This is a genomic window from Streptomyces sp. NPDC054796 (assembly GCF_053611545.1).
Window position 1 is genome coordinate 39,660 of the sequence record NZ_JBSHAO010000003.1, and the last position, 24,538, is coordinate 64,197.

General features: G+C 69.2%; 21 protein-coding genes, 1 tRNA gene and 1 pseudogene. 13 read left to right on the plus strand and 10 right to left on the minus strand.

What is annotated here, in order from left to right; translation table 11 throughout:
- Positions 1-41: 41 nt before the first annotated feature.
- The 3 genes from ACWGJ2_RS03420 (at position 42) to ACWGJ2_RS03430 (ending at position 3,413) form a co-directional block, all read left to right on the plus strand.
- Complete coding sequence (locus ACWGJ2_RS03420) at positions 42-1,844, plus strand: DnaB-like helicase N-terminal domain-containing protein (RefSeq protein WP_453344248.1); 1,803 nt, start codon at positions 42-44, stop codon at positions 1,842-1,844.
- 220 nt (positions 1,845-2,064) lie between these two features.
- Entirely contained in the window at positions 2,065-2,256 is a 192-nt protein-coding gene (locus ACWGJ2_RS03425; protein ID WP_453344249.1) for a helix-turn-helix domain-containing protein, read from the plus strand.
- Complete coding sequence (locus ACWGJ2_RS03430) at positions 2,256-3,413, plus strand: site-specific integrase (protein WP_453344250.1); 1,158 nt, start codon at positions 2,256-2,258, stop codon at positions 3,411-3,413. Before ACWGJ2_RS03425 ends, ACWGJ2_RS03430 begins: the two co-directional genes overlap by 1 nt.
- A 55-nt stretch (positions 3,414-3,468) precedes the next feature.
- Here ACWGJ2_RS03430 and ACWGJ2_RS03435 read toward each other — a convergent pair.
- From ACWGJ2_RS03435 to dnaN, 8 genes are all read right to left on the minus strand, one after another.
- Positions 3,469-3,545, minus strand: a tRNA-Ile gene (locus ACWGJ2_RS03435).
- Positions 3,546-3,797: 252 nt separating this feature from the next.
- Entirely contained in the window at positions 3,798-4,370 is a 573-nt protein-coding gene (locus tag ACWGJ2_RS03440; RefSeq protein WP_453344469.1) for a DUF3566 domain-containing protein, read from the minus strand.
- Between the two features lie 123 nt (positions 4,371-4,493).
- Positions 4,494-7,121, minus strand: a complete 2,628-nt coding sequence (gene gyrA / locus ACWGJ2_RS03445) for a DNA gyrase subunit A (RefSeq protein WP_453344251.1) — start codon at positions 7,119-7,121, stop codon at positions 4,494-4,496.
- Between the two features lie 55 nt (positions 7,122-7,176).
- Positions 7,177-9,234 carry a DNA topoisomerase (ATP-hydrolyzing) subunit B gene (gene gyrB, locus ACWGJ2_RS03450; protein ID WP_453344252.1) on the minus strand — a complete coding sequence of 686 codons (2,058 nt, stop codon included), beginning with the start codon at positions 9,232-9,234 and terminating at the stop codon, positions 7,177-7,179.
- 285 nt (positions 9,235-9,519) lie between these two features.
- A complete protein-coding gene (locus ACWGJ2_RS03455; RefSeq protein ID WP_453344253.1) occupies positions 9,520-10,176 on the minus strand; it encodes a DUF721 domain-containing protein in 657 nt (218 codons plus the stop codon).
- Entirely contained in the window at positions 10,173-11,288 is a 1,116-nt protein-coding gene (gene recF, locus ACWGJ2_RS03460) for a DNA replication/repair protein RecF (protein ID WP_453344254.1), read from the minus strand. The genes ACWGJ2_RS03455 and recF overlap by 4 nt, the downstream gene beginning before the upstream one ends.
- 58 nt (positions 11,289-11,346) lie before the next feature.
- Complete coding sequence (gene gnd, locus ACWGJ2_RS03465; protein ID WP_453344255.1) at positions 11,347-12,225, minus strand: phosphogluconate dehydrogenase (NAD(+)-dependent, decarboxylating); 879 nt, start codon at positions 12,223-12,225, stop codon at positions 11,347-11,349.
- Between the two features lie 253 nt (positions 12,226-12,478).
- Positions 12,479-13,609, minus strand: a complete 1,131-nt coding sequence (gene dnaN / locus ACWGJ2_RS03470) for a DNA polymerase III subunit beta (RefSeq protein WP_453344256.1) — start codon at positions 13,607-13,609, stop codon at positions 12,479-12,481.
- 877 nt (positions 13,610-14,486) lie between these two features.
- Here dnaN and ACWGJ2_RS03475 point away from each other — a divergent pair.
- Positions 14,487-15,131 (plus strand): hypothetical protein, encoded by a 645-nt coding sequence (locus ACWGJ2_RS03475; RefSeq protein WP_453344257.1) that lies wholly within the window; start codon positions 14,487-14,489, stop codon positions 15,129-15,131.
- Positions 15,132-15,208: 77 nt separating this feature from the next.
- Here the strand turns inward: ACWGJ2_RS03475 and dnaA are convergent, their stop codons facing one another.
- Positions 15,209-17,113 carry a chromosomal replication initiator protein DnaA gene (gene dnaA, locus ACWGJ2_RS03480; protein WP_453344258.1) on the minus strand — a complete coding sequence of 635 codons (1,905 nt, stop codon included), beginning with the start codon at positions 17,111-17,113 and terminating at the stop codon, positions 15,209-15,211.
- Between the two features lie 431 nt (positions 17,114-17,544).
- On the opposite strand from dnaA, the gene rpmH reads away from it, so the two are divergent.
- From rpmH to ACWGJ2_RS03525, 9 genes are all read left to right on the plus strand, one after another.
- Positions 17,545-17,682: a 50S ribosomal protein L34 gene (gene rpmH / locus ACWGJ2_RS03485; protein WP_016906158.1), complete on the plus strand. Its 138-nt coding sequence runs from the start codon at positions 17,545-17,547 to the stop codon at positions 17,680-17,682.
- A 22-nt stretch (positions 17,683-17,704) separates the two neighbouring features.
- Positions 17,705-18,079 (plus strand): ribonuclease P protein component, encoded by a 375-nt coding sequence (gene rnpA, locus ACWGJ2_RS03490; RefSeq protein ID WP_453344259.1) that lies wholly within the window; start codon positions 17,705-17,707, stop codon positions 18,077-18,079.
- Positions 18,076-18,366 carry a membrane protein insertion efficiency factor YidD gene (gene yidD / locus ACWGJ2_RS03495; RefSeq protein ID WP_453344260.1) on the plus strand — a complete coding sequence of 97 codons (291 nt, stop codon included), beginning with the start codon at positions 18,076-18,078 and terminating at the stop codon, positions 18,364-18,366. The genes rnpA and yidD overlap by 4 nt, the downstream gene beginning before the upstream one ends.
- A gap of 3 nt (positions 18,367-18,369) precedes the next feature.
- Positions 18,370-19,554: a membrane protein insertase YidC gene (gene yidC, locus ACWGJ2_RS03500; protein ID WP_453344261.1), complete on the plus strand. Its 1,185-nt coding sequence runs from the start codon at positions 18,370-18,372 to the stop codon at positions 19,552-19,554.
- Positions 19,555-19,572: 18 nt separating this feature from the next.
- On the plus strand, positions 19,573-20,100 hold the full coding sequence (locus ACWGJ2_RS03505; protein ID WP_453344262.1) for a Jag family protein: 528 nt from the start codon (positions 19,573-19,575) through the stop codon (positions 20,098-20,100).
- The gene (gene rsmG / locus ACWGJ2_RS03510; RefSeq protein WP_453344263.1) at positions 20,097-20,846 is read left to right on the plus strand and encodes a 16S rRNA (guanine(527)-N(7))-methyltransferase RsmG; all 750 of its coding nucleotides are present in this window, start codon (positions 20,097-20,099) and stop codon (positions 20,844-20,846) included. Before ACWGJ2_RS03505 ends, rsmG begins: the two co-directional genes overlap by 4 nt.
- 285 nt (positions 20,847-21,131) lie before the next feature.
- Positions 21,132-22,202 carry a ParA family protein gene (locus ACWGJ2_RS03515; protein ID WP_453344264.1) on the plus strand — a complete coding sequence of 357 codons (1,071 nt, stop codon included), beginning with the start codon at positions 21,132-21,134 and terminating at the stop codon, positions 22,200-22,202.
- A complete protein-coding gene (locus tag ACWGJ2_RS03520; protein WP_453344265.1) occupies positions 22,199-23,368 on the plus strand; it encodes a ParB/RepB/Spo0J family partition protein in 1,170 nt (389 codons plus the stop codon). Before ACWGJ2_RS03515 ends, ACWGJ2_RS03520 begins: the two co-directional genes overlap by 4 nt.
- 95 nt (positions 23,369-23,463) lie before the next feature.
- A complete protein-coding gene (locus ACWGJ2_RS03525) occupies positions 23,464-24,081 on the plus strand; it encodes a GNAT family N-acetyltransferase (RefSeq protein WP_453344266.1) in 618 nt (205 codons plus the stop codon).
- Positions 24,082-24,177: 96 nt separating this feature from the next.
- Here ACWGJ2_RS03525 and trxA read toward each other — a convergent pair.
- Positions 24,178-24,528 (minus strand): annotated as a pseudogene (gene trxA / locus ACWGJ2_RS03530) (thioredoxin); the annotation flags it as partial.
- Positions 24,529-24,538 lie beyond the last annotated feature (10 nt).

A 24,538-nucleotide genomic window follows, 5' to 3' on the forward strand; every position in this document is an offset into this window, starting at 1 on the left:
CCGGCTCTCCCATCCCAACCAGGAATCAGGAGGCTTCCAGCATGGCAGCTAAGCCCGTAGAGCCGCAGCAGTACGGCAACGTACTGCCGCTCCATGGGGGCGCGGCGCCCCGTGGGGAGGGGCCGCCGCACGACCTCGAAGCCGAGCAGTCCGTCTTGGGCGGCATGCTGCTCTCGCCCGACGCCATCGACGACGTAGCCGCGACGATGGACGCGAGCGACCACTACCGGCCCGCGCACGAGACGATCCACCGCGTCATTCAGCGGCTTCACGACCAGGGCCAGGCCGTGGACCCCATCACCGTGACGCACCACCTCGACCAGGCGGGCGACCTGAACCGGGTGGGCGGCCCCGGCTACCTCCACGGCTTGGTGGACGCCGTCCCCACGGCGGCCCACGCGGAGTATTACGCCGAGATCGTGCGGGAGAAGGCCGACCGGCGCCGTCTGATCGAAGCGGGCACGCGGCTCGTCCAGGCCGCTTCCGCTCCGGACACCGACGCCGAGCAGGTCCGCGCTGACGTGCTCGCCCAGGTGGCCCAGCTCACCGCCCGCGACGTGCTGGACGAGGACCAGGCGGACGACGCGCCGCAGGGACCGCCGAACCCGCTCTACGACCCGCACCCGGGTGTACGTCGCCCGCACCGGCCGGGCCCCACCCCGCACCCGGATGTCTTCTGCGGCTGGCTCGGCGAGACCGTGCACCAGCTCGACGGCACCAGCGAGGCGGACCCCGTCGCCGTGCTCGTCAACCTGCTCTCGGCGGCCGGGGCGGTCATCGGCCGGCGCCCGCACATCATGGTGGGCAACGACCGCCACCCCGCCCTGATCTGGGCCCTGACGATCGGTCCCACCTCGTCAGGGCGGAAGGGCTCGGCGACCTCGACCGCGCGTCGCGTGCTGGCTGAGGCGCTGCCGGACTTCTTCGGCCCCGAGCACACCCCGCGCGGGCTGAACTCCGGCGAAGGGCTGATCGAGTACGTCAAGGACGACGACAGCGACGACCCCACCCCCGCGAGCATCGACAAGCGGCTGTGGGTGGTCGAGTCCGAGTACGCGGTCACCATGAGCCGAGGCCGCCGTGAGGGTTCCAGCCTGCCGGGTGTGCTGCGGCAGGCGTGGGACGGGGACTCGCTCGGCTCCATGGTCCGCGACTCCCTGAAGGCCACGGACCCGCACATCGCGATCCTGGGCCACATCACCCCGGAGGAGTTCCGGGCCAAGATGCAGGACTCGGAGATGGCGGGCGGGACGTACAACCGGTTCCTTCCGGTCTTCTGCCACCGGAATCTGATCCTGCCCGGATCACGTGGCGCCTCGGCCCAGTTGGTCTCCAACCTTGCCGCCGGATGGCGCACCGTCCTGGACGACGCCGCCCGCGTCGAGCACGTCCGCTTCAGCCCTGCCGCCTGGGAGCTGTACTGCGAGCACGTGTATCCGGCGCTCAGCGACGACTCGGCGGGCGGCGTGATCGCCCAGTTCACGGCCAGGGCGGCGCCGTACGTCCAGCGGGTCGCCATGGTCTACGCCCTGTGCGACCACACCGACACCATCGCCGAGGACCACATGCGCGCCGCCTGGCGGCTCCTGGACTACGCCCGCGCCTCCGCCGTCCACCTGCTCGGCAACGTCACCGGCGACCCCAAGGTCAACAAGCTCGCCGACGCCGTACGCGCGGCCGGACCCGACGGACTGAGTGCCGACCAGGTCCGGCGCTTGTTCAAGAACACCACCCGCGCCGAACGCGACCGCCTGGCGGCCGAACTCCTCGACCAGCCCGGCTACCTCCGCACCCAGCGCCCCACCAAGGGCCGCCCCACCACCGTCCTCAGCTACGCGGGCTGAGAGCGGTAAGGGCGCAAAGGCCGATAAGCCCGCTGACCAGCGGAAACGACGGAGCGATAAGGGGCGCGAAAACCAGGGCGGTAAGCCCCACCCACCAGGGACCCACGACTTACCGCACCCCATACCGCGCCCCTTATCACCCCCACCAAACCCCAGCTCACGCGGCTTACCACCCTTACCGCCCTTACCGCTCCGCCCTCGGATCGAACGGAGCACCACCGTGCAGCTCACCCAGAGCACCGAGGTTCTGACCGTCCCCGAGGTGATGGCGGCCCTGCGACTCAGCCGCCCGAAGGTCTACGACCTCATCCGCAGCGGTCGCCTGCGGAGCTTCACCGAGGGACGCGCCCGGCGCGTCCCCGTCGACGCCCTCGCCGCGTACATCCGCAACAAGATGGAGGAAGCAGCCTGATGCCCAAGCGCCGCCCCAACGGTGGAGGCACCATCACGCAGCGCTCGGACGGCCGGTATCAGGGAGCCGCGTACGTCACGGACACCGAAGGGCACCGGGTCCGCAGGTTCGTGTACGGCAAGACCTGGGACGAAGCCGACGAGAAGTTGAGCAAGCTCCAGCAGCAGGAGCGGAACGGCGTTCCCGTGCCCTCGAAGGCGTGGAAGGTGGGTGACTACCTCACCTATTGGATTCAGCACATCGTCAAGCCGAACAACGAGTTCAACACTCACGCCAAGTACGAGTCGAAGGTTCGGCTCTACCTCATTCCCCACCTGGGCAAGAAGTCGCTCACCCGTCTTACGCCGACTCACGTCCGGCAAGCCATGGCCGCTATGGAACGGGCAGGCGTCCCGGCAGCGACCCGGCAAGAGACACTGCGCGTGCTCCGTAACGCGCTGAACCGCTCCCGGCGGGAAGAGCTGGTGGTGCGGAACGTGGCTGAGCTGGTGGACATGCCCAAGGTCACCAAGCAGGACCGTAAGCCGTGGAGTGCACGGGAGGCCATCCAGTTCCTCCGTGCGGCCCGCGCACACAGGCTCTACGCGGCATTCGTCCTGCTGCTGGTGCTCGGGCTGCGCCGGAGCGAGATTCTGGGCCTGCGCTGGCAAGACGTGGACTTCGACAACGAACAGTTCACCCCGACAAAGCAGGTGCAACGCGAAGAGGATGGGCTGATCCTCAAGGCGCTCAAGACCGATTCGTCGCAGGCGGCGTTGCCGCTCCCGAAGTTCTGTGCCGACGCACTCTGGGAGCGGAAGGAGCTGCAAGCGCTGGAGCGTGGGATCGCGGGCGCGGAGTGGCATCAGAAGCCCGGTGAAGACGTGATCTTCTCGGAGCGGAACGGCGGCCTGATCGAGCCGCGTGGCTTCTCGCGCACCTTCGAGCGCCTGGGGAAGCGGGTGGGAGTCCGGCGGATCACGGTTCGCCTCGCACGGCACACGTGCGGGACTCTGCTGGCCTTCCTCAAGGTCCATCCCAAGGTGGCCCAGGCCATCCTGCGGCACAGTCAGATCCGCATGACGCTGGAGATCTACACACACGTTGTGGATGACGACCAGCGTGCAGGCGCGAACCGTCTCGCGGCTCTCCTGGAAGGGGATGAATTGCTCGGCTGATGTCAGCCGTAGATGTCAAATAGGTGCTACTCGAACGAGTAGCACCTATTTGCGCTGGTGCGGCTACCTGGACTTGAACCAGGGGCCTCATCCTTATCAGGGATGCGCTCTAACCATCTGAGCTATAGCCGCGCGCTGCACCGAAAGATTAGCGCACTTCAGCCCGCGTTCCCAAATCGGTTCCGCGACCGCCCCTGGGCGCCTCCCGACCCCGCCCCGGGCCCGGCCGCGTACCGCCCCCGGATCGGCTCCGGAGCCGCCCCCGAGGCCCCGCACGCGAACGGTCGCGGCGCCCGGGAGGCACCGCGACCGTGGGGACAGCGGAGGGGCAGGAGGCCCCCGTGAGGGCCCGCGAGGGGCGCCCCCTCGCGGGCCCGAGACGAACTACTCGTCCTCGGCCAGCGTCAGCTCGACCCCGCCCACGAAGCCCGCGGAGAGGTTGTAGATGAACGCGCCCAGCGTGGCCAGGGCCGTTGCCAGGATGACGTCGATCACCGCGATGACCGAGGTGAACAGGAGCACCCGGGGCAGCGAGAGGAACGACTCGAGGTCAAAGCCGCCTCCGTCGCCCGAGCCCGTCGCCTCGCTCACCGTGCCGCCGATGGTGGTGAAGACGCCCATCGCGTCCATCACCATCCACAGCACCGAGACGGCCACGATCGTGCACAGTCCGAGGGCGATCGACAGCAGGAAGCTGACCTTCATCACCGACCACGGGTCGGCCTTGGCCACCCGCAGCCGCGCCTTGCGCGTGCGCGGCACCGTACGGGCGCCCGTACGCGGCCTGCGCACCCCGCCCTTCGTGTCGCCGCCACCGCCGGACCCACCCGAACCGCCCGATCCGCCGGAGCCACCCGACCCGCCCGATCCGCCGGAGCCACCCGACCCGCCCGAGGGAGGGGCCGGGTACGCCTGCGGCGGATGGTGCGGCTGAGACTCTGGCTGGGGTTGCGGCAGGGGCTGTGGCTGAGGCTGCGCCTCCGTCCTGGTCCGCGACGACTGCGACCTGCTCTCGGTCGACCGTTTCCCGGACGATTGACCGGCCTGCGTCCGCGGCTGTGGCTGCGCACCACTCACGCCTTACTCCTCGTCGTTCGACGGGGCCGGGGGCTCCTCGCCGGGCTCCACAGCCGCTTCCACTTCCTCGGCCTCACGACCGGCCTCGGCGTTACGTGCGATGCCGACGACCGCGTCCTTCTTGCCCAGGTTGATCAGTTGAACGCCCATGGTGTCACGACCGGTCTCCCGGACCTCGCTGACCCGCGTACGGATCACCCCACCGCTGAGCGTGATGGCGAGGATCTCGTCGCTCTCCTCCACCACCAGCGCGCCGACCAGTGAACCGCGATCCTCGACGATCTTGGCGGCCTTGATACCGAGGCCGCCGCGACCCTGTACGCGGTACTCGTCCACGTTCGTGCGCTTCGCATAACCGCCATCGGTGGCGGTGAAGACGAAAGTACCCGCCCGGACGACATTCATCGAGAGGAGTTCGTCCCCCTCGCGGAAGCTCATGCCCTTCACACCCGAGGTGGCACGGCCCATCGGGCGCAGCGAATCGTCCGTCGCGGTGAACCGGATCGACTGCGCCTTCCTGCTGACCAGCAGCAGATCGTCCTCCGGGGAGACCAGCTCGGCGCCGATCAGCTCGTCGTCGCGGCCGTCGTCCATCTGACGGAGGTTGATCGCGATGACGCCGCCGGAGCGCGGCGAGTCGTAGTCCTTGAGCGGGGTCTTCTTCACCAGGCCCGACTTGGTGGCGAGCACCAGATAGGGCACCGCCTCGTAGTCGCGGATGGCGAGGATCTGCGCGATCTGCTCGTCCGGCTGGAAGGCCAGCAGGTTCGCGACGTGCTGGCCGCGCGCGTCCCTGCCCGCGTCCGGCAGCTCGTACGCCTTCGCGCGGTAGACCCGGCCCTTGTTGGTGAAGAACAGCAGCCAGTGGTGCGTGGTGGAGACGAAGAAGTGGTCGACGATGTCGTCCTCCTTCAGCTTCGTGCCCCGCACCCCCTTCCCGCCGCGCTTCTGCGCCCGGTAGTCCTCGGTCTTCGTCCGCTTCACATAGCCGCCACGCGAGATGGTGACGACGATGTCCTCCTCGGCGATCAGGTCCTCGATGGACATGTCGCCTTCGAAGGGGATGAGCTGGGTGCGGCGGTCGTCGCCGAACTTGTCGACCAGCGCCGTCAGCTCCTCGCCGATGATCTCCCGCTGACGGGCGGGGGAGGCGAGGATCGCGTTGTACTCGTTGATCTTCTTCTGGAGTTCGTCGTGCTCGGCGGTGATCTTCTGCCGCTCCAGTGCCGCCAGGCGGCGGAGCTGCATCTCCAGGATCGCGTTCGCCTGGATCTCGTCGATCGCGAGCAGCCCCATCAGGCCCTCGCGCGCGACGTCCACCGTGTCGCTGCGCCGGATCAGCGCGATGACCTCGTCGATCGCGTCGAGCGCCTTGAGCAGACCGCGCAGGATGTGCGCCCGCTCCTCGGCCTTGCGCAGCCGGTACTGCGTACGGCGGACGATGACGTCGATCTGGTGGTTCACCCAGTGCCGGATGAACGCGTCCAGGGACAGGGTCCGCGGCACACCCTCCACCAGGGCCAGCATGTTGGCGCCGAAGTTCGTCTGGAGGTCGGTGTGCTTGTAGAGGTTGTTCAGGACGACCTTGGCGACCGCGTCCCGCTTCAGCACGACCACCAGGCGCTGCCCCGTACGCGACGAGGTCTCGTCCCGCACGTCAGCGATGCCGCCGACCCGGCCGTCCTTGACCAACTCGGCGATCTTCAGCGCGAGGTTGTCGGGATTGACCTGGTACGGCAGCTCGGTGACGACCAGGCACTGGCGGCCCTGGATCTCCTCGACCTCGACCACGGCGCGCATGGTGATGGAACCGCGACCCGTGCGGTACGCCTCCTCGATGCCCCGGCGGCCCACGATCAGCGCGCCCGTCGGGAAGTCGGGGCCCTTGATGCGCTCGATGAGCGCTTCCAGCAGCTCCTCGCTGCTCGCGTCGGGGTGCTCCAGGTACCACTGGGCGCCGGCGGCGACCTCGCGCAGGTTGTGCGGGGGGATGTTGGTGGCCATGCCGACCGCGATGCCCGCACTGCCGTTGATCAGCAGGTTCGGGAAGCGCGCCGGGAGAACCGTCGGCTCCTGGTTGCGGCCGTCGTAGTTGTCCTGGAAATCGACGGTGTCCTCGTCGATGTCCCGGAGCATCTCCATGGCCAGCGGCGCCATCTTGCACTCGGTGTACCGCATGGCGGCGGCCGGGTCGTTGCCCGGCGAGCCGAAGTTGCCGTTGGAGTCGACCAGCGGCATCCGCATCGACCAGTGCTGCGCCAGGCGGACCAGCGCGTCGTAGATCGAGGAGTCGCCGTGCGGGTGGTACGTGCCCATGACGTCGCCGACGACGCGGGCGCACTTGTAGAAGCCCTTCTCGGGGCGGTACCCGCCGTCGTACATCGCGTACAGCACCCGGCGGTGCACCGGCTTCAGGCCGTCGCGGATGTCGGGCAGCGCACGCGAGACGATCACGCTCATCGCGTAGTCGAGGTACGACCGCTGCATCTCGGTCTCAAGGCTCACCGGCTCCACGCGGGCGGCGGCGCCTTCCAGCTCCACGGGGGCGGGATCGCCCTCGGGCGCTTCCGGAACCTCGGGCACCTCGGGAGCTTCGGGGGTCTCGGGAATGGGGGGGGTCTCGTCGGCCATTGCTTAGCTCAAGTCCTTCTGTGTGTGCGGCACCTGTCCGAGTGGGCCGACGTGCTCAGATGTCGAGGAAGCGGACGTCCTTGGCGTTGCGCTGGATGAACGAGCGCCGCGCCTCCACGTCCTCGCCCATGAGGATGGAGAACAGGTCGTCGGCGGCCGCCGCGTCGTCCAGCGTCACCTGCTTCAGCACCCGGTGCTCCTGGTCCATCGTGGTGATGCGCAGCTCCTCCGCGTTCATCTCACCGAGACCCTTGAAACGCTGGATCGAGTCGTCCCTGATCCGCTTGCCCTGCTCGCGCCCCAGCTCGATCAGGCTGTCGCGCTCGCGGTCCGAGTAGGCGTACTGGTGCTCCTCGCGGCCCCACTTGACCTTGTAGAGCGGCGGCTGCGACAGGAACACGTGCCCCGCCTCGACCAGGGGACGCATGAAGCGGAAGAGGAGCGTCAGCAGCAGGGTGTTGATGTGCTGGCCGTCGACATCGGCGTCCGCCATCAGAATGATCTTCTGGTAGCGGAGCTTGCTGATGTCGAAGTCCTCGTGGATGCCCGTGCCGAAGGCCGAGATCAGTGCCTGGACCTCCGTGTTCTGGAGGACCTTGTCGATCCGCGCCTTCTCCACGTTCAGGATCTTGCCGCGGATCGGGAGGATCGCCTGGTACTCGGGGTCACGGCCTGACTTGGCCGAGCCGCCCGCCGAGTCACCCTCGACGATGAAGATCTCGCACCTGGCGGGGTCGTTGGACTGGCAGTCGCTCAGCTTGCCCGGCAGCGACGCCGTCTCCAGCAGTCCCTTGCGACGGGTCAGGTCCCGCGCCTTACGGGCGGCGACCCGCGCCGTGGCCGCCTGGATCCCCTTGCGGATGATGTCCGCGGCCTCGTTGGGGTTCCGGTCCAGCCAGTCCGTGAAGTACTCGTGGGTGATCTTCTGGACGAAGGTCTTCGCCTCGGTGTTGCCCAGCTTGGTCTTCGTCTGGCCCTCGAACTGGGGCTCGCCGAGCTTGACCGAGATGATCGCCGTCAGACCCTCGCGGATGTCCTCGCCCGTGAGGTTGTCGTCCTTCTCGCGCAGCAGCTTCTTGTCGCGCGCGTAGCGGTTGATCAGACCCGTCAGCGCCGCGCGGAAGCCTTCCTCGTGGGTGCCGCCCTCGTGCGTGTGGATCGTGTTCGCGAAGGAGTACACCCCCTCGCTGTACTGGCTGTTCCACTGCATCGCGACCTCGACGGAGAGCATCCTCTCCTTGTCCTCGGCCTCGAAGTCGATCACCGTGGGGTGGACCAGCTCGCCCTTGCGCGAGTTGAGGTACTTCACGAAGTCGGAGATGCCGCCCTCGTAGTGGTACCGGACCGAGAGCTGCTTGCCCTCCTCGTCCACGTGCTCCGGACGCTCGTCCGTCAGCGTGATGGTGAGTCCCTTGTTCAGGAACGCCATCTCCTGGAAGCGGCGGGCCAGCGTCTCGAAGGAGTAGTCGGTGGTCTCGAAGATCTCACCGTCGGCCCAGAACGTGACCGTGGTCCCGGTCTCGTCCGTGGCCTCGTTCTTCTGGAGCGGAGCCGTCGGCGCGCCCAGCTTGTAGTCCTGCGTCCAGCGGTAGCCGTCGGTCTTGACCTCGACGGCGACCTTCTGCGACAGCGCGTTGACGACGGAGACGCCCACGCCGTGCAGACCGCCGGAGACCGCGTACCCGCCGCCGCCGAACTTGCCGCCCGCGTGCAGCACCGTCATGACGACCTCGACGGCCGGCTTGTTCTCCGAGGGCACGATGCCCACGGGGATGCCACGCCCGTTGTCGACGACGCGCACGCCGCCGTCGGCGAGCAGCGTCACGTCGATGGTGTCGGCGTGGCCCGCCAGCGCCTCGTCGACGGAGTTGTCCACGACCTCGTACACCAAGTGGTGGAGACCGCGCTCGCCGGTCGACCCGATGTACATGCCGGGCCGCTTGCGCACCGCCTCAAGGCCCTCCAGGACCGTGATCGCGCTGGCGTCGTACGACGGCGCCTCGGGCTCGGCCACGGGCACGGGCGCCGGGGAGTCGCCGATATCGGAGAGATTCTTCTCGTTCTCGCTGAGGTTGCCGGAATCGGCCACGAAGCGCCCTTTCTGGCACAGCACAGGCCGTCTCCTGGGCAGGACGGAGCGGCTGCGTCGTTCGACATGTTCCGCAACAAGGCGGGTTAGCTTCCAGTGTACCGGGGGCGGCAACGTGAATGGGGGTTTGCCGGTACCTGAGTCCGCATGTGCCGCCCTGAACTGGCGTCCGCCGACTCCCCATATGCGGACCGGGGGGCTAAGAGGCTCACAAGGGCGCTCAGAGCTTCGGCCTGTCAACGTTCCATTACGGTGAGCGCGGTCACGGAAATCCGCCCTCGCCTCGCAGGTCAACAGCTCACCCGTACGTCACCCGTACGTATCGCCGGGGCCCTTGCTGCCGGGAGCGCGCAACGGGCCGTAGCGCGTGTGCGGCGCCTCGGGCCCCCGTACCTTGATCACTTTTACGGTGCCCTGACCGAGGTCCTCGTTCAGCCGGGCCACGAGCCTCGGCGCCAGCAGCCGCAGCTGCGTCGCCCAGGCCGTCGAGTCGCAGCGCACGGTGAGGGCGCGCTCCTCCTCGTCGTACCGCTGCGGCTCGCAGTGCTGCGCCACCTCGGCGCCCACGAGCTGCGGCCAGCGGCCCATCACGCCGCCCACCGCGGCCGGGGCCTCCCAGCCGCGCTCGGTGATCAGCCGGTGCACGGCCGCGCCCAGCGACATCGGGTCGCGCCCGTCCCTGCGGGCTCCGGAGCGCGGTCCCGCACCGCGGCGCACCTGCTTCTTCTGCTGCGCGGCGGCCCCGCGCTCGCGGGCCTGCTCCTTGGCGGCGCGGAGGGCCACGCGGGCCAGATCGACGCCCGTCGGCTCGGGGGTGGGCTTCTGCTCGGGGCCGCCGGGGGCGTCGTCCTGACCGGGGCCTGGGCCGGACCCGGACCCGGTGCCGGGGCCGGATCCCGTGGCGGAAGGATTCTCCCCGGGTCCGCCACCAGGGCCACCGTCGCCGCTTCCGCTCCTGGGCGTCATACGCGCGCGACCTCGCCCTCCGACACCGCGAACCTGGCCCCCTCCAGCACGCCGGGCACGTCCTCCTCCACAGCGGCCGTCACCAGCACCTGCTCGCCCGGCGCCACCAGCTCGGCCAGCCGCGCCCTGCGCTTCACGTCCAGCTCGGCGAACACGTCGTCCAGGACCAGCACCGGCTCGTTGCCCTCGCTCTTGAGCAGGTCGTACGAGGCCAGGCGCAGCGAGAGCGCGTACGACCAGGACTCGCCGTGCGACGCGTACCCCTTCGCGGGGAGCTGGCCCAGCTTGAGGACCAGATCGTCGCGGTGCGGGCCCACGAGGGTCACGCCGCGCTCGATCTCCTGCTTGCGGGCCTCGGCCAGCGCCTCCAGCAGCCCGCCGTACAGCTCCTCGGGCGTGCTGCCCGTGACCGCGCCCTTGTACTCCAGCGCGACGGGCCCGCCGCCGGGCGCGAGCTGCTCGTACGCCTTGTCCGCGAGCGGCTGGAGCGTGCCGATCAGCTCCAGGCGCCGCGCCAGCAGCTCGGCGCCGACGCGTGCCAGATGCTGGTCCCACACGTCGAGCGTCGAGAGGTCCATGCCCTTGCCGCCGTGCCGGCGCGCCATCGCGGCCGACTTCAGCAGGGTGTTGCGCTGCTTGAGCACCCGCTCGTAGTCCGAGCGGACCCCGGCCATCCGGGGCGAGCGCGCGGTGATCAGCTCGTCGAGGAACTTGCGGCGTTCCCCCGGATCGCCCTTCACCAGCGCCAGGTCCTCGGGCGCGAACAGCACGGTGCGCACGATGCCCAGCACGTCACGCGGCTTGACCTGCGAGGACCGGTTGATCCTGGCCCGGTTCGCGCGCCCGGGGTTCAGCTCCAGCTCGACCAGCTGCTGCCGCTCGCCCTGCCGCACCTGCGCCCGTACGACGGCCCGCTCGGCGCCCATCCGCACCAGCGGCGCGTCCGAGGACACCCGGTGGCTGCCGAGCGACGCCAGATAGCCGACGGCCTCGACGAGGTTGGTCTTGCCCTGGCCGTTCGGGCCGACGAACGCGGTGACGCCCGGGTCGAGGGGAACCTCGGCCCGGGCGTACGAGCGGAAGTCGGCCAGCGAAAGATGCGTTACGTGCACGGTCCGCTCCGGCCTCCTGCCCCGTTGTGCGCGTGTGCCGCGCGCCAGTGCTGCGCGCTTACTTCGTGTTCTCGACCGCGTGGCCGCCGAACTGGTTGCGCAGTGCGGCGATCATCTTCATCTGCGGCGAGTCGTCCTGCCGCGAGGAGAAGCGCGCGAAGAGCGACGCGGTGATCGCGGGCAGCGGCACCGCGTTGTCGATCGCCGCCTCCACCGTCCAGCGGCCCTCGCCGGAGTCCGCCGCGTAGCCGCGGAGCTGGGTGAGGTGCTCGTCGCCGTCGAGCGCGTTGACGGCGAGATCGAGCAGCCAGGAGCGGATGACGGTCCCCTCCTGCCAGGAGCGGAACACCTCCCGCACGTCGGTGACCGAGTCCGCCGCCTCCAGCAGCTCCCAGCCCTCGGCGTACGCCTGCATCATCGCGTACTCGATGCCGTTGTGGACCATCTTCGCGAAGTGGCCGGCGCCGACCTTGCCCGCGTGGACGGAGCCGAACTCGCCCTCGGGCTTCAGCGCGTCGAAGACCGGCTGGACCTTGGCGACGTGCTCGGCGTCGCCGCCGTACATCAGCGCGTAGCCGTTCTCCAGGCCCCAGACGCCGCCGGAGACGCCGCAGTCGACGAAGCCGATGCCCTTCTCGGCCAGCTCCTTCGCGTGCTTCTCGTCGTCCGTCCAGCGCGAGTTGCCGCCGTCCACGACGATGTCGCCGGGGGAGAGCAGCTCGGCCAGCTCGTCGACCGTGGACTGGGTGGCGTCACCTGCCGGGACCATGACCCAGACCACACGCGGCCCCTTGAGCTTGTCCACCAGCTCTCCGAGGCTGTGGACATCGGCAATGTCCGGGTTCCGGTCATAGCCGATGACCGTGTGGCCTCCGCGGCGGATGCGCTCGCGCATGTTGCCGCCCATCTTGCCGAGACCGACGAGACCGAGCTCCATCAGTGCCCCTTCTTTCACGATTCGTACCTGAGCCCGAGCCTACGCCCACAGATGCGTGCACACCTGTGGGCTCCCGCCGCTCATCCGAGGCCCAGCCACCCTGCTGAGGGGCGGGCCCTGCCCGTCTACGGTGCAGCTCAGCGGCCTCTCACGCCCGGCTCAGCCCGACAGCCGCACCGGCATGCTGCGACCTTGCGAGGGACGACCCTCGCGCTCCCAGCCGGAGCGCCGTGGTCCGCCTCTCACGCCCGGCTCAGCCCGACAGCCGCACCGGCATGATCAGGTACTTGTACGCGTCGTCCGCCTCCGCGTCCTTCGCGGGCTTGCCGCTCAGCAGCGCGGGCTTCGTCGACGTCGTGAAGGAGAGCTGCGCCACAGGGGAGTCGATCGCGCTGAGGCCCTCCAGGAGGAAGCCGGGGTTGAAGGCGATCGAGATGTCGTCGCCCTCCAGATCGGCGTCGACGCGCTCCACAGCCTGTGCGTCGTCACTGGAACCGGCCTCCAGGGTGAGCACGCCCTGCTCGAAGCTCAGCCGGACCGGGGTGTTGCGCTCCGCCACCAGGGCCACGCGCTTGACGGCCTCGACGAACGGCGCGGTCTCGATCACCGCGACCGAGTTGAACTCGGTGGGGAACAGCGTGCGGTACTTCGGGAGGTCGCCCTCCAGGAGCCGCGTCGTCGTCCTCCGGCCCGCGCCCTCGAAGCCGATCAGGCCCTCGCCGGAGCCGGACCCGGACAGCGCCAGCGAGACGCTCTCGCCGCCGCTGAGGGACTTCGCCGTGTCCAGCAGCGTCTTCGCCGGGACCAGCGCGACCGCGGACGCGTCCGGCGTCTCCGGCTTCCACAGGAACTCGCGGACCGCGAAGCGGTAGCGGTCGGTGGAGGCCAGGGTGACCGTGTCGCCCTCGATCTCGATGCGCACACCGGTGAGCACCGGCAGCGTGTCGTCACGGCCTGCCGCGATGGCCACCTGCGAGACGGCCGAGGCGAAGACCTCGCCGGGGACCGTGCCCGTCGCGTTGGGCATCTCCGGCAGCGCCGGGTACTCCTCCACAGGGAGTGTGTGGAGTGTGAATCGCGAGGAACCGCAGACCACGGTCACCCGCACACCGTCGGTGGAGATCTCCACCGGCCGGTTGGGCAGCGCACGGCAGATGTCCGCCAGCAGCCGCCCGGACACGAGAACCGTGCCCTCCTCGTCCACCTCGGCGTCCACCGAGACGCGGGCCGATACCTCGTAGTCGAAGCCGGAGAGGCTCAGTGAGCCGTCCTCCGCCTTGAGCAGAAGGCCCGCGAGGACGGGCACCGGCGGACGGGCGGGAAGGCTTTTCGCCGCCCAGGCCACCGCCTCCGCGAGAACATCGCGCTCTACCCGGATCTTCACCTTCAGCCGCCTCCTGCTGTTGCTGGCTGCTCGCCCTGCTGGCCTGTCGTCGTCGGCTCGTTGCCGGGGACCAGTCTGACGCACGTCGCTGACAGTCGGTGCGGGTGTGGGTCAAGTCGTTGCCTGCGGGGTAGGAAGCCGTCGGCCCGAGTTGTGCACAGCCCCCACTTCGAAGCGAAGTTCCCTGTCTAACTCTGTGGTCGTAGTAGTAGGGGTTGTGGAAACCGTGGATAACCGCGTTTCCGCAGGTCAGACCCGGAATTTTGTCCACCGGCCCTGTGGGCGGAGCGGTGGAGGGAACGGGGGGTCCTGTGGACGCCGGAAAGTTACCCACACCCGATGCACAGGCGGACCGGACTTCCCCACAGCGGCGCCCACAGTTTTACCCACCTTTCCCACAGCCCAATCCAGGCCCTCAGTGTGACCGCTTTCACTCGGATCAGTGAGTGGGCGCGTTGTGTTGCCGAACAGTGGACAGCGCTGTGGAGAAGCTGGGGACAAGAGGCCCCAGCCTGTGGGCGGGCGGTGGACAAGTCGGAGTCCGGTTCGCGGCCCGGTTTTCGCTCCACAGCCTGTGGACAACGGTTGCGCACAAATACACAGGCACCTGACCTCGGCAAACAGCCCGCCGAGTGGCCCGGTTGTGGACGCCGCTGGGACAACTTACGGGTTCCCCAGGGTGTGGACGCCCGTTTCGGCGAGGATCTGTGGACCTCGGGCTCCAGAGCCTGTGGATTCGAACAGCGAAGGCACCGTGAGCCGTTGGCCGTGAACTTCCGGCGGCGTGAGCGCGTCCCACCCAGGTATGGATCATGAAAGGGAAAGGCTCAGGGAAGAGCGAAGGGCCCGGCGCAGGGCACAGCGGCCCGAGGGATGGGTGACCGCCGCCGAGCACGCCGCGCACGCGGAGAGCTACCAGCGCGCGGCCCTGGCCCAGGCGTCGTCGGTGGCACTGGTGGCGCACTCGCGGGCCGGTGCCCGCGCGCACGAAGTGCCGTACGGCCGCCGGGAACAGGAGCGACGCGCTCAGGAAATCGCGGACCAGGACGAGGCGGTCCGGCGGCAGTTCGAGGGGCTGCTCGGGCGAGGGCGAGAGCGAGAGGATTCCGGCTCGCGGCCGGGAGCGCGCGACGACAGGTTCGATATCGCGCAGGCGATGTCGTTCATGCCCGGAGGGCACCGGGAGGCCACGCCATCGGCCCGCGCCCCCTACCCCCGGCTCCAGCATCCGCCCGCGAACCCGAGGGACGTCGCGCGGATGCTGCCGAACGCGCCCGGAGCCCATGAGTCGGACAGGCTCAGGCGGCAGCGGGAGGCTCTGCCGAGTCTCACCACGGGTTCGGGGCAGCGTGGGCGCGGGGCGGGCGCCTACGCCCCGCCGGGCCTGCCGCGGCCCGGGCACGGCGCCGGAGGCCAGGGGAGGTCCGGAGGTCACGGGCAAGGCAGCCACGAGCGGCCCGCGTACGGCGTCGGCGCTCCCCGGTACAGGGACCCGGCGGCGCCCGCGAAGCGTCACCACTGACCTGCGCCCCCGGGACCGCTGCCCCCGGGCTGCCCGAGCGGGGCAGCCCGGGGGCAGCGACGTGATGTCCGGTCAGGTCAGCCGTTCTTGATGCGGTTCGTCAGCTCGGTGACCTGGTTGTAGATGGAGCGGCGCTCGGCCATGAGGGCGCGGATCTTGCGGTCCGCGTGCATCACCGTCGTGTGGTCCCGGCCGCCGAACTGGCCGCCGATCTTCGGCAGCGAGAGGTCCGTCAGCTCGCGGCACAGATACATGGCGATCTGCCGCGCGGTCACCAGGACGCGGCTGCGCGAGGAGCCGCACAGATCGTCCACCGTCAGCCCGAAGTAGTCGGCCGTGGCCGCCATGATGTCGGTGGCCGTGATCTCCGGGGTGGCGTCCTCGCCGCCGGGGATCAGGTCCTTGAGCACGATCTCCGTCAGACCGAGATCGACCGGCTGCCGGTTCAGCGACGCGAAGGCCGTGACGCGGATGAGCGCGCCCTCCAGCTCGCGGATGTTGCGCGAGATGCGCGAGGCGATGAACTCCAGTACCTCGGGCGGCGCGTTGAGCTGTTCCTGCACCGCCTTCTTACGGAGGATCGCGATGCGCGTCTCCAGCTCCGGCGGCTGGACGTCGGTGATGAGGCCCCACTCGAACCGGTTCCGCAGCCGGTCCTCCAGCGTCACGAGCGCCTTGGGCGGCCGGTCGCTGGAGAGCACGATCTGCTTGTTCGCGTTGTGGAGCGTGTTGAAGGTGTGGAAGAACTCCTCCTGCGTCGACTCCTTGTCCGCCAGGAACTGGACGTCGTCGACGAGCAGGATGTCCATGTCGCGGTAGCGCTTGCGGAAGGTGTCCGCCTTGCCGTCGCGGATGGAGTTGATGAACTCGTTGGTGAACTCCTCCGAGCTGACGTAACGCACCCGCGTCCCCGGGTAGAGGCTGCGCGCGTAGTGCCCGATGGCGTGCAGCAGGTGCGTCTTGCCGAGCCCCGACTCGCCGTAGATGAACAGCGGGTTGTACGCCTTGGCCGGTGCCTCGGCGACGGCGACGGCCGCGGCGTGCGCGAAGCGGTTGGAGGCGCCGATGACGAAGGTGTCGAAGAGGTACTTCGGGTTCAGCCGCGCGGTGGGCTCGCCGGGACCCGTCGCGGGCGCGGGCTGCGCGGCGAGGGGGCCGGGCGCTCCGCTGGGCGCGGGGAGCTGGGAGGGGCCGTCGTAGCGGGGCGCGGGCGGCTGGCCCTGCGGCGGCACCTGGCGCTGCTGGTGCTGGTGCTGGTGCTGGTGCTGAGGCTGCTGGTGCTGGGCCTGGTGCTGCTGCGGGGCGTGCTGCTGGGAACGGCCCTGCTGCGCCTCGTACGTGTCGTAGGAGGGCTGTGGCCTCTCGTACTGCTGCTCGTACTGCTGTTGCTGGTGCTGCTCGTACTGCCCCTGGTCGTACTGGCCCTGGTGCTGCTGCCGGTGCGGCTGATGCTGCGGGGGCCAGGCGTCGCGCGGGTGCTGCTGCCAGTTGCCCTGCTGGGTGTGCTGAGTGTGCTGCGGAGGGGGCCCCTGGGGCTGGGGTGCCTGCGGGTAGTCGGGGTAGGCGGGGCGAGCCGCGGGGATGTCGCGGTTCTCGTAGCCGTCGTACCCGCCCCCGCTGTCGTATCCCCCCTCGTAGCCGCCGTCGCGGGGGCCAGGGGTGTGCTGCTGCGGTACGGAAGGGGTGGGCGCGGGCGCGGGGCCTGGCTCGGGGGCCGGGCCCGTGACGGTGATCGCCAGGCGGATGGGCTGCTGGCACTCGCGGCTGAGCGCCTCGCTGATCATGGGCGAGAGCCGCCCTTCCAGGACGCCCTTCGCGTATTCGTTGGGCACGCCGAGCAGCGCCGTCCCGGAGACCAGCACCAGGGGCTGGCAGTCCTGGAGCCAGCGCTGGTCCTTCGCCTCTACCCCCTGGCCCTCCGAGAGGAGCTGTTCCAGCACGCGCGGCCACACTGCGGCAAGATCGGCAGGTAGGTCAGCCACGGGCACGCTCTCTCACTCGCTTGGTGGGGGGATCTTCGCTGAAGTCGACCAGATCCCACGAATGTGTGGTTCTCGGGACGGTCGTGAGGGATGGGAAGTTCAGCCACGGTAGTCAGGCCGACGTGCACCATTCAAGTCGTTGTCCACAGGCTGTGCACGAGTGCAGTAGCGGGTGACCCCGGGCGGCTCCGGTTTGACCGGATGGCGTAGCCGCGCGTACCGTAACCAGGTCGAGTTGTCGACGGCTGCTGCCGCCTGCCTCCGATGGGCAAAGATTCCCGAGTCTCTCTTCTTCGAGTCTTCGAGGATCACGAAGCGGTTCACACTCGGGCGTTGCGAGCTACTCGTGGGCGCACGGTGACAGCCTGTCGACGCCCCACAAGCCTGTCGCGTGGCGATCACGTGACACGAAGCATTCCTGGAGCCCCCGAGTGAGCAAGCGCACCTTCCAGCCGAACAACCGCCGCCGCGCGAAGACCCACGGCTTCCGGCTGCGCATGCGGACCCGCGCCGGCCGCGCCATCGTGGCGAACCGCCGCAGCAAGGGTCGCGCCCGTCTGTCGGCCTGAAGCCTGACCACAGGTCCATGACGTGCTGCCTACCGAGAACCGGCTGAGGCGGCGCGAGGACTTCGCAGCCGCGGTACGCCGAGGGCGCAGGGCCGGTCGCCCGCTCCTCGTCGTCCACCTCCGCGGCCAAAGCGACAGGGACCCGCACGCGGCGGGGGGAGACGATCCCCCGGCCCGTGCGGGTTTTGTCGTGAGCAAGGCCATAGGCAACGCGGTCGTCCGCAATCTCGTGAAGCGGCGGCTGCGTCATCTGATGCGTGACCGACTGGCTCTCCTGCCCGCAGGTAGCCTGGTGGTCGTAAGGGCGCTGCCCGGTGCGGGCGCGGCGGGCCATGATGAACTGGCCCGCGACCTGGACACCGCGTTGCAGCGGCTGCTTGGAGGGCCTTCGCGATGAAGTACCCGCTGCTGTGGTTGATCAAGCTGTACCAGTGGACCATCAGTCCGATGCTCGGGCCGGTGTGCCGGTACTACCCGTCGTGCTCGCATTACGGCTACACGGCCATCCACCAGCACGGCGCCGTGAAAGGGACGGCACTGACGGCCTGGCGCATCCTGCGCTGCAATCCCTGGTCGCCAGGTGGCGTCGACCATGTCCCCGCCCGGAAGCACCCGGTATGGCACCAGCGGATCCGCTCCCGCTGGCAGCAGCACCGGACCCAGTCCAACGCCCAAGGAGCCTGATTCGTGGACACGATCCTGAGTCCTCTTTATTACGCTGTGTCCTGGATCATCGTCCAGTTCCACTCGCTGTTCAGCCTGGTCTTCGACGAGGACGGGGGCTGGGCCTGGGGTCTGTCCATCTTCTTCCTGGTCGTGCTGATCCGGATCTGCCTGATCCCGCTCTTCGTCAAGCAGATCAAGTCGACGCGGAACATGCAGGCGCTCCAGCCGAAGATGAAGGCGATCCAGGAGCGCTACAAGAGCGACAAGCAGCGTCAGTCCGAAGAGATGATGAAGCTGTACAAGGAGACGGGCACCAACCCGCTCTCCAGCTGCCTGCCGATCCTCGCGCAGTCGCCCTTCTTCATCGCCCTCTTCCAGGTGCTCAACCACATCTCGCGCAACAGCCCGGTCGGCGTGCTCACCGCCGACCAGGTGGACAGCGCGCGTAACGCTCAGATCTTCGGCGCCCCGATCGCCGCGAAGTTCATGGACAGCGCGGGCAAGGCCGCCGAGCTGCACGCCTCGCTGACCGACATCCGCGTCGTCACGGTCATCATGATCGTCCTGATGTCGGCCTCGCAGTTCTACACGCAGCGCCAGCTCATGACGAAGAACGTCGACCTGACGGTGAAGACGCCGTTTATGCAGCAGCAGAAGATGCTGATGTACGTCTTCCCCATCATGTTCGCCGTCTTCGGCATCAACTTCCCCGTTGGTGTCCTCGTCTACTGGCTGACCACCAACGTGTGGACCCTCGGGCAGCAGATGTACGTGATCAAGCGCAACCCGACCCCGGGCTCCCTCGCCTACAAGCAGCGTCAGGAGAAGCTGATCGCGGCGGGCAAGATCAAGGAGGACCCCAAGGAGGTCGAGGCGCGTGAGGCCGTCGAGGCGGCCCGCGCCAAGCGCCAGCAGCCGAAGCGGCAGACGAAGTCGCAGCGTCAGACCGGCGCCGCCGCGGGCGGTACGGCGGCGGACCGTACCGCTGAGCCCCAGGACAGCGTGGCGAAGACGTCCCTGGACAAGAGCGACGACGACTCGCCGGCCTCCGGCGGCGGCACCTCCTCCGGCCAGGGGAGCGGTCAGCAGGGCAAGAAGCCCTCGCAGAAGTCGGGCCAGAAGTCCGGGCAGAAGTCCGGTCAGAAGAAGTCCGGGCAGCAGCGCAAGGGCGGCCCGCAGCGTCCCAAGCACCCGTCGAAGAAGTAGCAAGAAGGAGTCCATGCCGTGACGGACACGACTGTTCCCACGCCGTCGGCAGAGGTGGCCCCTGATGAGGGCACCGACACGCTCACCCGCCTCGAGCAGGAGGGCGAGATCGCTGCCGACTACCTGGAGGGGCTCCTCGACATCGCCGACCTGGACGGCGACATCGACATGGATGTCGAGGCCGACCGCGCCGCCGTATCGATCATCAGCGACGACGCGACGCGTGACCTCCAGAAGCTGGTGGGCCGGGACGGCGAGGTCCTGGAGGCGCTTCAGGAGCTGACGCGGCTCGCCGTGCACCGCGAGACCGGCGACCGCAGCCGTCTGATGCTCGACATCGCGGGCTTCCGGGCCCGTAAGCGCGAGGAGCTGGCCGAGCTGGGCGCCAAGGCGGCCGAGGAGGCCAAGGGCAGCGGCGAGCCGGTGAAGCTCAAGCCGATGACGCCCTTCGAGCGCAAGGTCGTCCACGACGCGATCAAGGCCGCGGGCCTGCGCAGCGAGTCCGAGGGCGAGGAGCCGCAGCGCTGCGTGGTCGTGCTGCCGTGACGGAGCAGCCAGGGGAATCAGCGGAGCTTCCGCCCGCGCCCGAGGCGGCCCGGAAGGTCTTCGGTGACCGCCTGCCGGAGGCGGTGCGCTTCGGCGAGCTGCTCGCCGACGCGGGCGTACGGCGCGGGCTGATCGGCCCGCGCGAGGTGCCGCGGCTGTGGGAGCGGCACCTGCTGAACTGCGCGGTGCTCTCGGAGGTCGTCCCGGAGTCGGTGGCGGTCTGCGATGTCGGGTCGGGCGCTGGGCTGCCGGGGATTCCCCTGGCGCTCGTACGCGAGGACCTCAAGATCACGCTTCTGGAGCCCCTGCTGCGGCGTACGACCTTCCTCCAGGAGGTCGTGGAGCTGCTGGGCCTGGACCACGTCACCGTGGTGCGGGGCAGGGCCGAGGAGGTCCTGGGGACGCTGCCTCCGGTCCACGTGGTCACGGCGCGCGCCGTGGCGCCGCTGGACCGGCTGGCGGGCTGGGGCGTGCCGCTGCTGCGTCCCTACGGAGAGATGCTGGCGATCAAGGGCGACACGGCCGAGGAGGAGCTGAAGGGCGCGCGTGCCGCGCTGCACAAGCTCGGGGTCGTGGAGACGTCGGTCGTCCAGGTCGGCGAGGGGGTCGTGGACCCGCTGTCGACGGTCGTACGGGCCGAGGTCGGGGAGAGCCCCGGAGGGGTGCGCTTCGCGGCCAAGCGGGCCAAGGCGCAGAAGACGGCGCGGTCGGGCCGGGCGGCCCGTGGCGGTCGACGCCGCCGTTGAGCCGAGTGGCGAGTGGCGGGCGGCATGAGCCGGCCCGCCCTCTGCCCGGGGAGACGCTTACTCCATAAAAGCGCTTAAAACTACGCGAAGCGGAGTGTCGCAGCAGGGCGCGGCGTGTGCGCGTGCATCGTGTTTCACGTGAAACACCGCTCACTTCTGCAAGGAATCATCAGCCGCGGTCGCGCCGCCGCAGGGTCGCGCGACAGGAAGCCGCCGCATGAGCCCCGTTCTGGGGTGGATTCATCCACAACAGAGCGGGGCTCGCTGGTTCGCGACACCGAAAGCATGGCAGGCTCTGTGCATAGCGAGCCTGATGTCGAGGAGAGTGAACCCTTGCGGTCCGACGCCAACATCGCGGGACCGATGGCCGATCCGGTCCCCGGTCCCCGTTCAGAATCGGTGGATGTTTCACGTGAAACACCGCCCCCGATGGACGACACGCCGATCGGCCGCGCTGCGCAGCAGGCGGTCGAGGCGATGAATCGTGCAGGTGAGGGTCTCCCCCGGCCGGAGCGGACACGGGTGATGATCGTCGCCAACCAGAAGGGCGGCGTCGGGAAGACCACCACCACGGTCAACCTCGCCGCCTCGCTGGCCCTGCACGGTGCCCGGGTCCTGGTCGTCGACCTCGACCCCCAGGGCAACGCGTCGACGGCACTGGGGATCGACCACCACGCCGAGGTGCCGTCGATCTACGACGTTCTGGTCGAGAGCAAGCCGCTCTCCGACTGCGTCCAGCCGGTGCCGGATGTGGAGGGTCTCTTCTGCGCCCCCGCCACGATCGATCTCGCCGGTGCGGAGATCGAGCTGGTGTCCCTGGTGGCGCGGGAGAGCCGTCTCCAGCGTGCGATCGAGGCGTACGAGCAGCCGTTGGACTACATCCTCATCGACTGCCCGCCCTCCCTTGGGCTGCTGACCGTCAACGCGCTGGTCGCCGGCGCCGAGGTGGTCATCCCGATCCAGTGCGAGTACTACGCGCTGGAGGGGCTCGGGCAGTTGCTGAGGAACGTCGATCTGGTGAAGGGGCATCTCAACCCCGATCTCCATGTCTCGACGATCATCCTCACCATGTACGACGGCCGCACCAGGCTGGCGTCCCAGGTCGCGGAGGAGGTGCGCAGCCACTTCGGCAAGGAGGTGCTGCGGACCAACATCCCCCGGTCGGTCCGTATCTCCGAGGCTCCCAGCTACGGGCAGACGGTCCTGACCTACGATCCAGGTTCGAGCGGTTCGCTCTCCTACCTGGAGGCGGCCCGCGAGATCGCACTGCGGGACCCCAACGGACAGCAGCTTGAGCAGTCGCCGCAGGCACTACAGCAACATCAGCACAGCAGCGTGGCGGAGGGTACCCAGTGAGTGATCGACGTAGGGGGTTGGGCCGTGGGCTCGGCGCGCTGATCCCAGCAGCGCCCGGGCCCGCAGCGCCCAAGGCCGGTGACGGGGGCGGCCAGCAAGAGGCCCCGACGGTGGGGGCGAACGGTGCCACCTCCCCCACCTCGGTTCCGGTGCTGACGCCGGAACGCGGGGTGGCGGCGGCGAAGGTCACCTCTCTTCCCGACAGCGGCGGCAGGGACGACGTTCCACGTGAAACACAGCAGCCTTCCGAGCCGGACGAAGCGGTGACCCACGGGGAGGAGGCGACGGCAGCGGGCGCGCACTTCGCCGAGGTGCCGCTCGAGGCGATCACGCCGAACCCCCGGCAGCCGCGTGAGGTCTTCGACGAGGACGCGCTCGCGGAGCTGGTCACCTCCATCAAGGAGGTCGGCCTGCTCCAGCCCGTCGTCGTGCGGCAGCTGGCGCCGGAGCGCTACGAGCTGATCATGGGCGAGCGCCGCTGGCGGGCCTGCCGTGAGGCGGGTCTGGAGCGCATCCCCGCGATCGTCAGGGACACCGACGATGAGAAGCTCCTCCTGGACGCGCTCCTGGAGAACCTGCACAGGGCGCAGCTCAACCCGCTGGAGGAGGCCGCGGCCTACGACCAGCTCCTGAAGGACTTCAACTGCACCCACGACCAGCTCGCGGACCGCATCGGACGCTCGCGTCCCCAGGTCTCCAACACGCTGCGGCTGCTGCGGCTCTCGCCGTCGGTCCAGCGCCGGGTGGCCGCCGGCGTGCTCTCGGCGGGGCACGCGCGGGCACTGCTGTCGGTGGACGACGGTGAGCAGCAGGACAAGCTGGCTCACCGGATCGTGGCCGAGGGGCTCTCGGTGCGGGCGGTCGAGGAGATCGTCACGATGATGGGCTCCAAGCCGTCGAGCACCGCGAAGCCCAAGGGGCCGCGCGCGGGCAAGCGGGTCTCCCCCGCGCTGGACCATCTCGCCGGGCGGCTCTCGGACCGCTTCGAGACCCGGGTGAAGGTGGACCTGGGGCAGAAGAAGGGAAAGATCGTCGTCGAGTTCGCCTCGATAGACGATCTGGAGCGCATCCTCGGCCAGCTCGCGCCGGGCGAGGGCCGGGTGCTGGAGAAGAAGCTCTCAGAAGAGGCCGAGGAGGAGGACTCCGAGGGCACCGAGGAGCCGTAAGGCCCGGAGAGCCCGGAGCGCACGGAGAGGGCCGGAGGGACAAGAAGGCATACGAAGAACCTTTAGAGCTGTCGCCCCATGGATACGATGGATCCATGGGGCGACAGCTCGTTCCGCTTACGCTGGACAACCTTCCGGACCTTCCGAAGCGCTGTCGCGCTTGTGTGTTCTGGGAGCTGGACCCGGTCAGCGGTGAGGCGGCGGCGAAGACGGGGCAGCCCGAGCTGGAGAAGGAAGCCTGGATCTCGGCGGTGCTGCTGGAGTGGGGCTCCTGCGGACGCGTCGTCTATGTGGACGAGGAGCCCGTCGGCTATGTCCTCTACGCGCCCCCGGCCTATGTGCCCCGCTCCTTCGCCTTCCCCACGAGCCCCGTCTCGCCGGACGCGGTGCAGCTCATGACCGCGTGGCTGAAGCCGTCCTTCCAGGGGCAGGGGCTGGGCCGGGTCATGGTGCAGACGGTGGCCAAGGATGTGCTGCGGCGCGGCTTCAAGGCGATCGAGGCGTTCGGGGACGCGCGCTGGAAGGAGCCCGCGTGTGTGCTCCCGGCCGATCACCTTCTCGCGGTGGGCTTCAAGACCGTACGTCCGCACCACGCCTACCCCCGGCTGCGGCTGGAGCTGCGCTCGACGGTCTCGTGGCGCGAGGACGTCGAGCGGGCGCTGGACCAACTGCTCGGAGCGGTCCAGAAGGAGCCCGCGCTGCGGCCCCTGTGAGGGCACCTCCGGTCTGTCCCCACCCATGCGGTCGCTACGCGAACGGGCCCGCTCTCCGGAGAGAGCGGGCCCGTTTCACGTGAAACGAGGAAGGCGTCAGCCGATGAACTCGGACAGGTCCTTCTCGATGGCGGCCTTCGGCTTGGCGCCGACGATGGTCTTGACGACCTCGCCGCCCTGGTAGACGTTCATCGTCGGGATCGACATGATGCCGTACTTGGCGGCGACAGCCGGGTTCTCATCGATGTTGAGCTTCACGACGGTCAGCTTGTCGCTGTGCTCCGAGGCGATGGCCTCGAGGGACGGGGCGATCTGACGGCACGGGCCGCACCAGGCCGCCCAGAAGTCGACGAGGACGGGCTTGTCGCTCTTGAGCACGACCTCCTCGAAGTCGGCGTCGGTCGCGGTCACGGTGTCACCGGCCATGGTGGCTCTCCTCTTTTTCCTGTGTGATGCG

Bases quoted from the DNA above. Each gene is read 5' to 3' on its own strand.
- ACWGJ2_RS03430 (WP_453344250.1), top strand. From the start codon at position 2,256: ATGCCCAAGCGCCGCCCCAACGGTGGAGGCACCATCACGCAGCGCTCG.
- ACWGJ2_RS03420 (WP_453344248.1), top strand. From the start codon at position 42: ATGGCAGCTAAGCCCGTAGAGCCGCAGCAGTACGGCAACGTACTGCCG.
- gnd (WP_453344255.1), bottom strand. From the start codon at position 12,225: ATGGAGCTCGGTCTCGTCGGTCTCGGCAAGATGGGCGGCAACATGCGC.
- ACWGJ2_RS03515 (WP_453344264.1), top strand. From the start codon at position 21,132: ATGGCAGGCTCTGTGCATAGCGAGCCTGATGTCGAGGAGAGTGAACCC.
- ACWGJ2_RS03455 (WP_453344253.1), bottom strand. From the start codon at position 10,176: ATGACGCCCAGGAGCGGAAGCGGCGACGGTGGCCCTGGTGGCGGACCC.
- gyrA (WP_453344251.1), bottom strand. From the start codon at position 7,121: ATGGCCGACGAGACCCCCCCCATTCCCGAGACCCCCGAAGCTCCCGAG.
- ACWGJ2_RS03525 (WP_453344266.1), top strand. From the start codon at position 23,464: ATGGGGCGACAGCTCGTTCCGCTTACGCTGGACAACCTTCCGGACCTT.
- yidD (WP_453344260.1), top strand. From the start codon at position 18,076: ATGAAGTACCCGCTGCTGTGGTTGATCAAGCTGTACCAGTGGACCATC.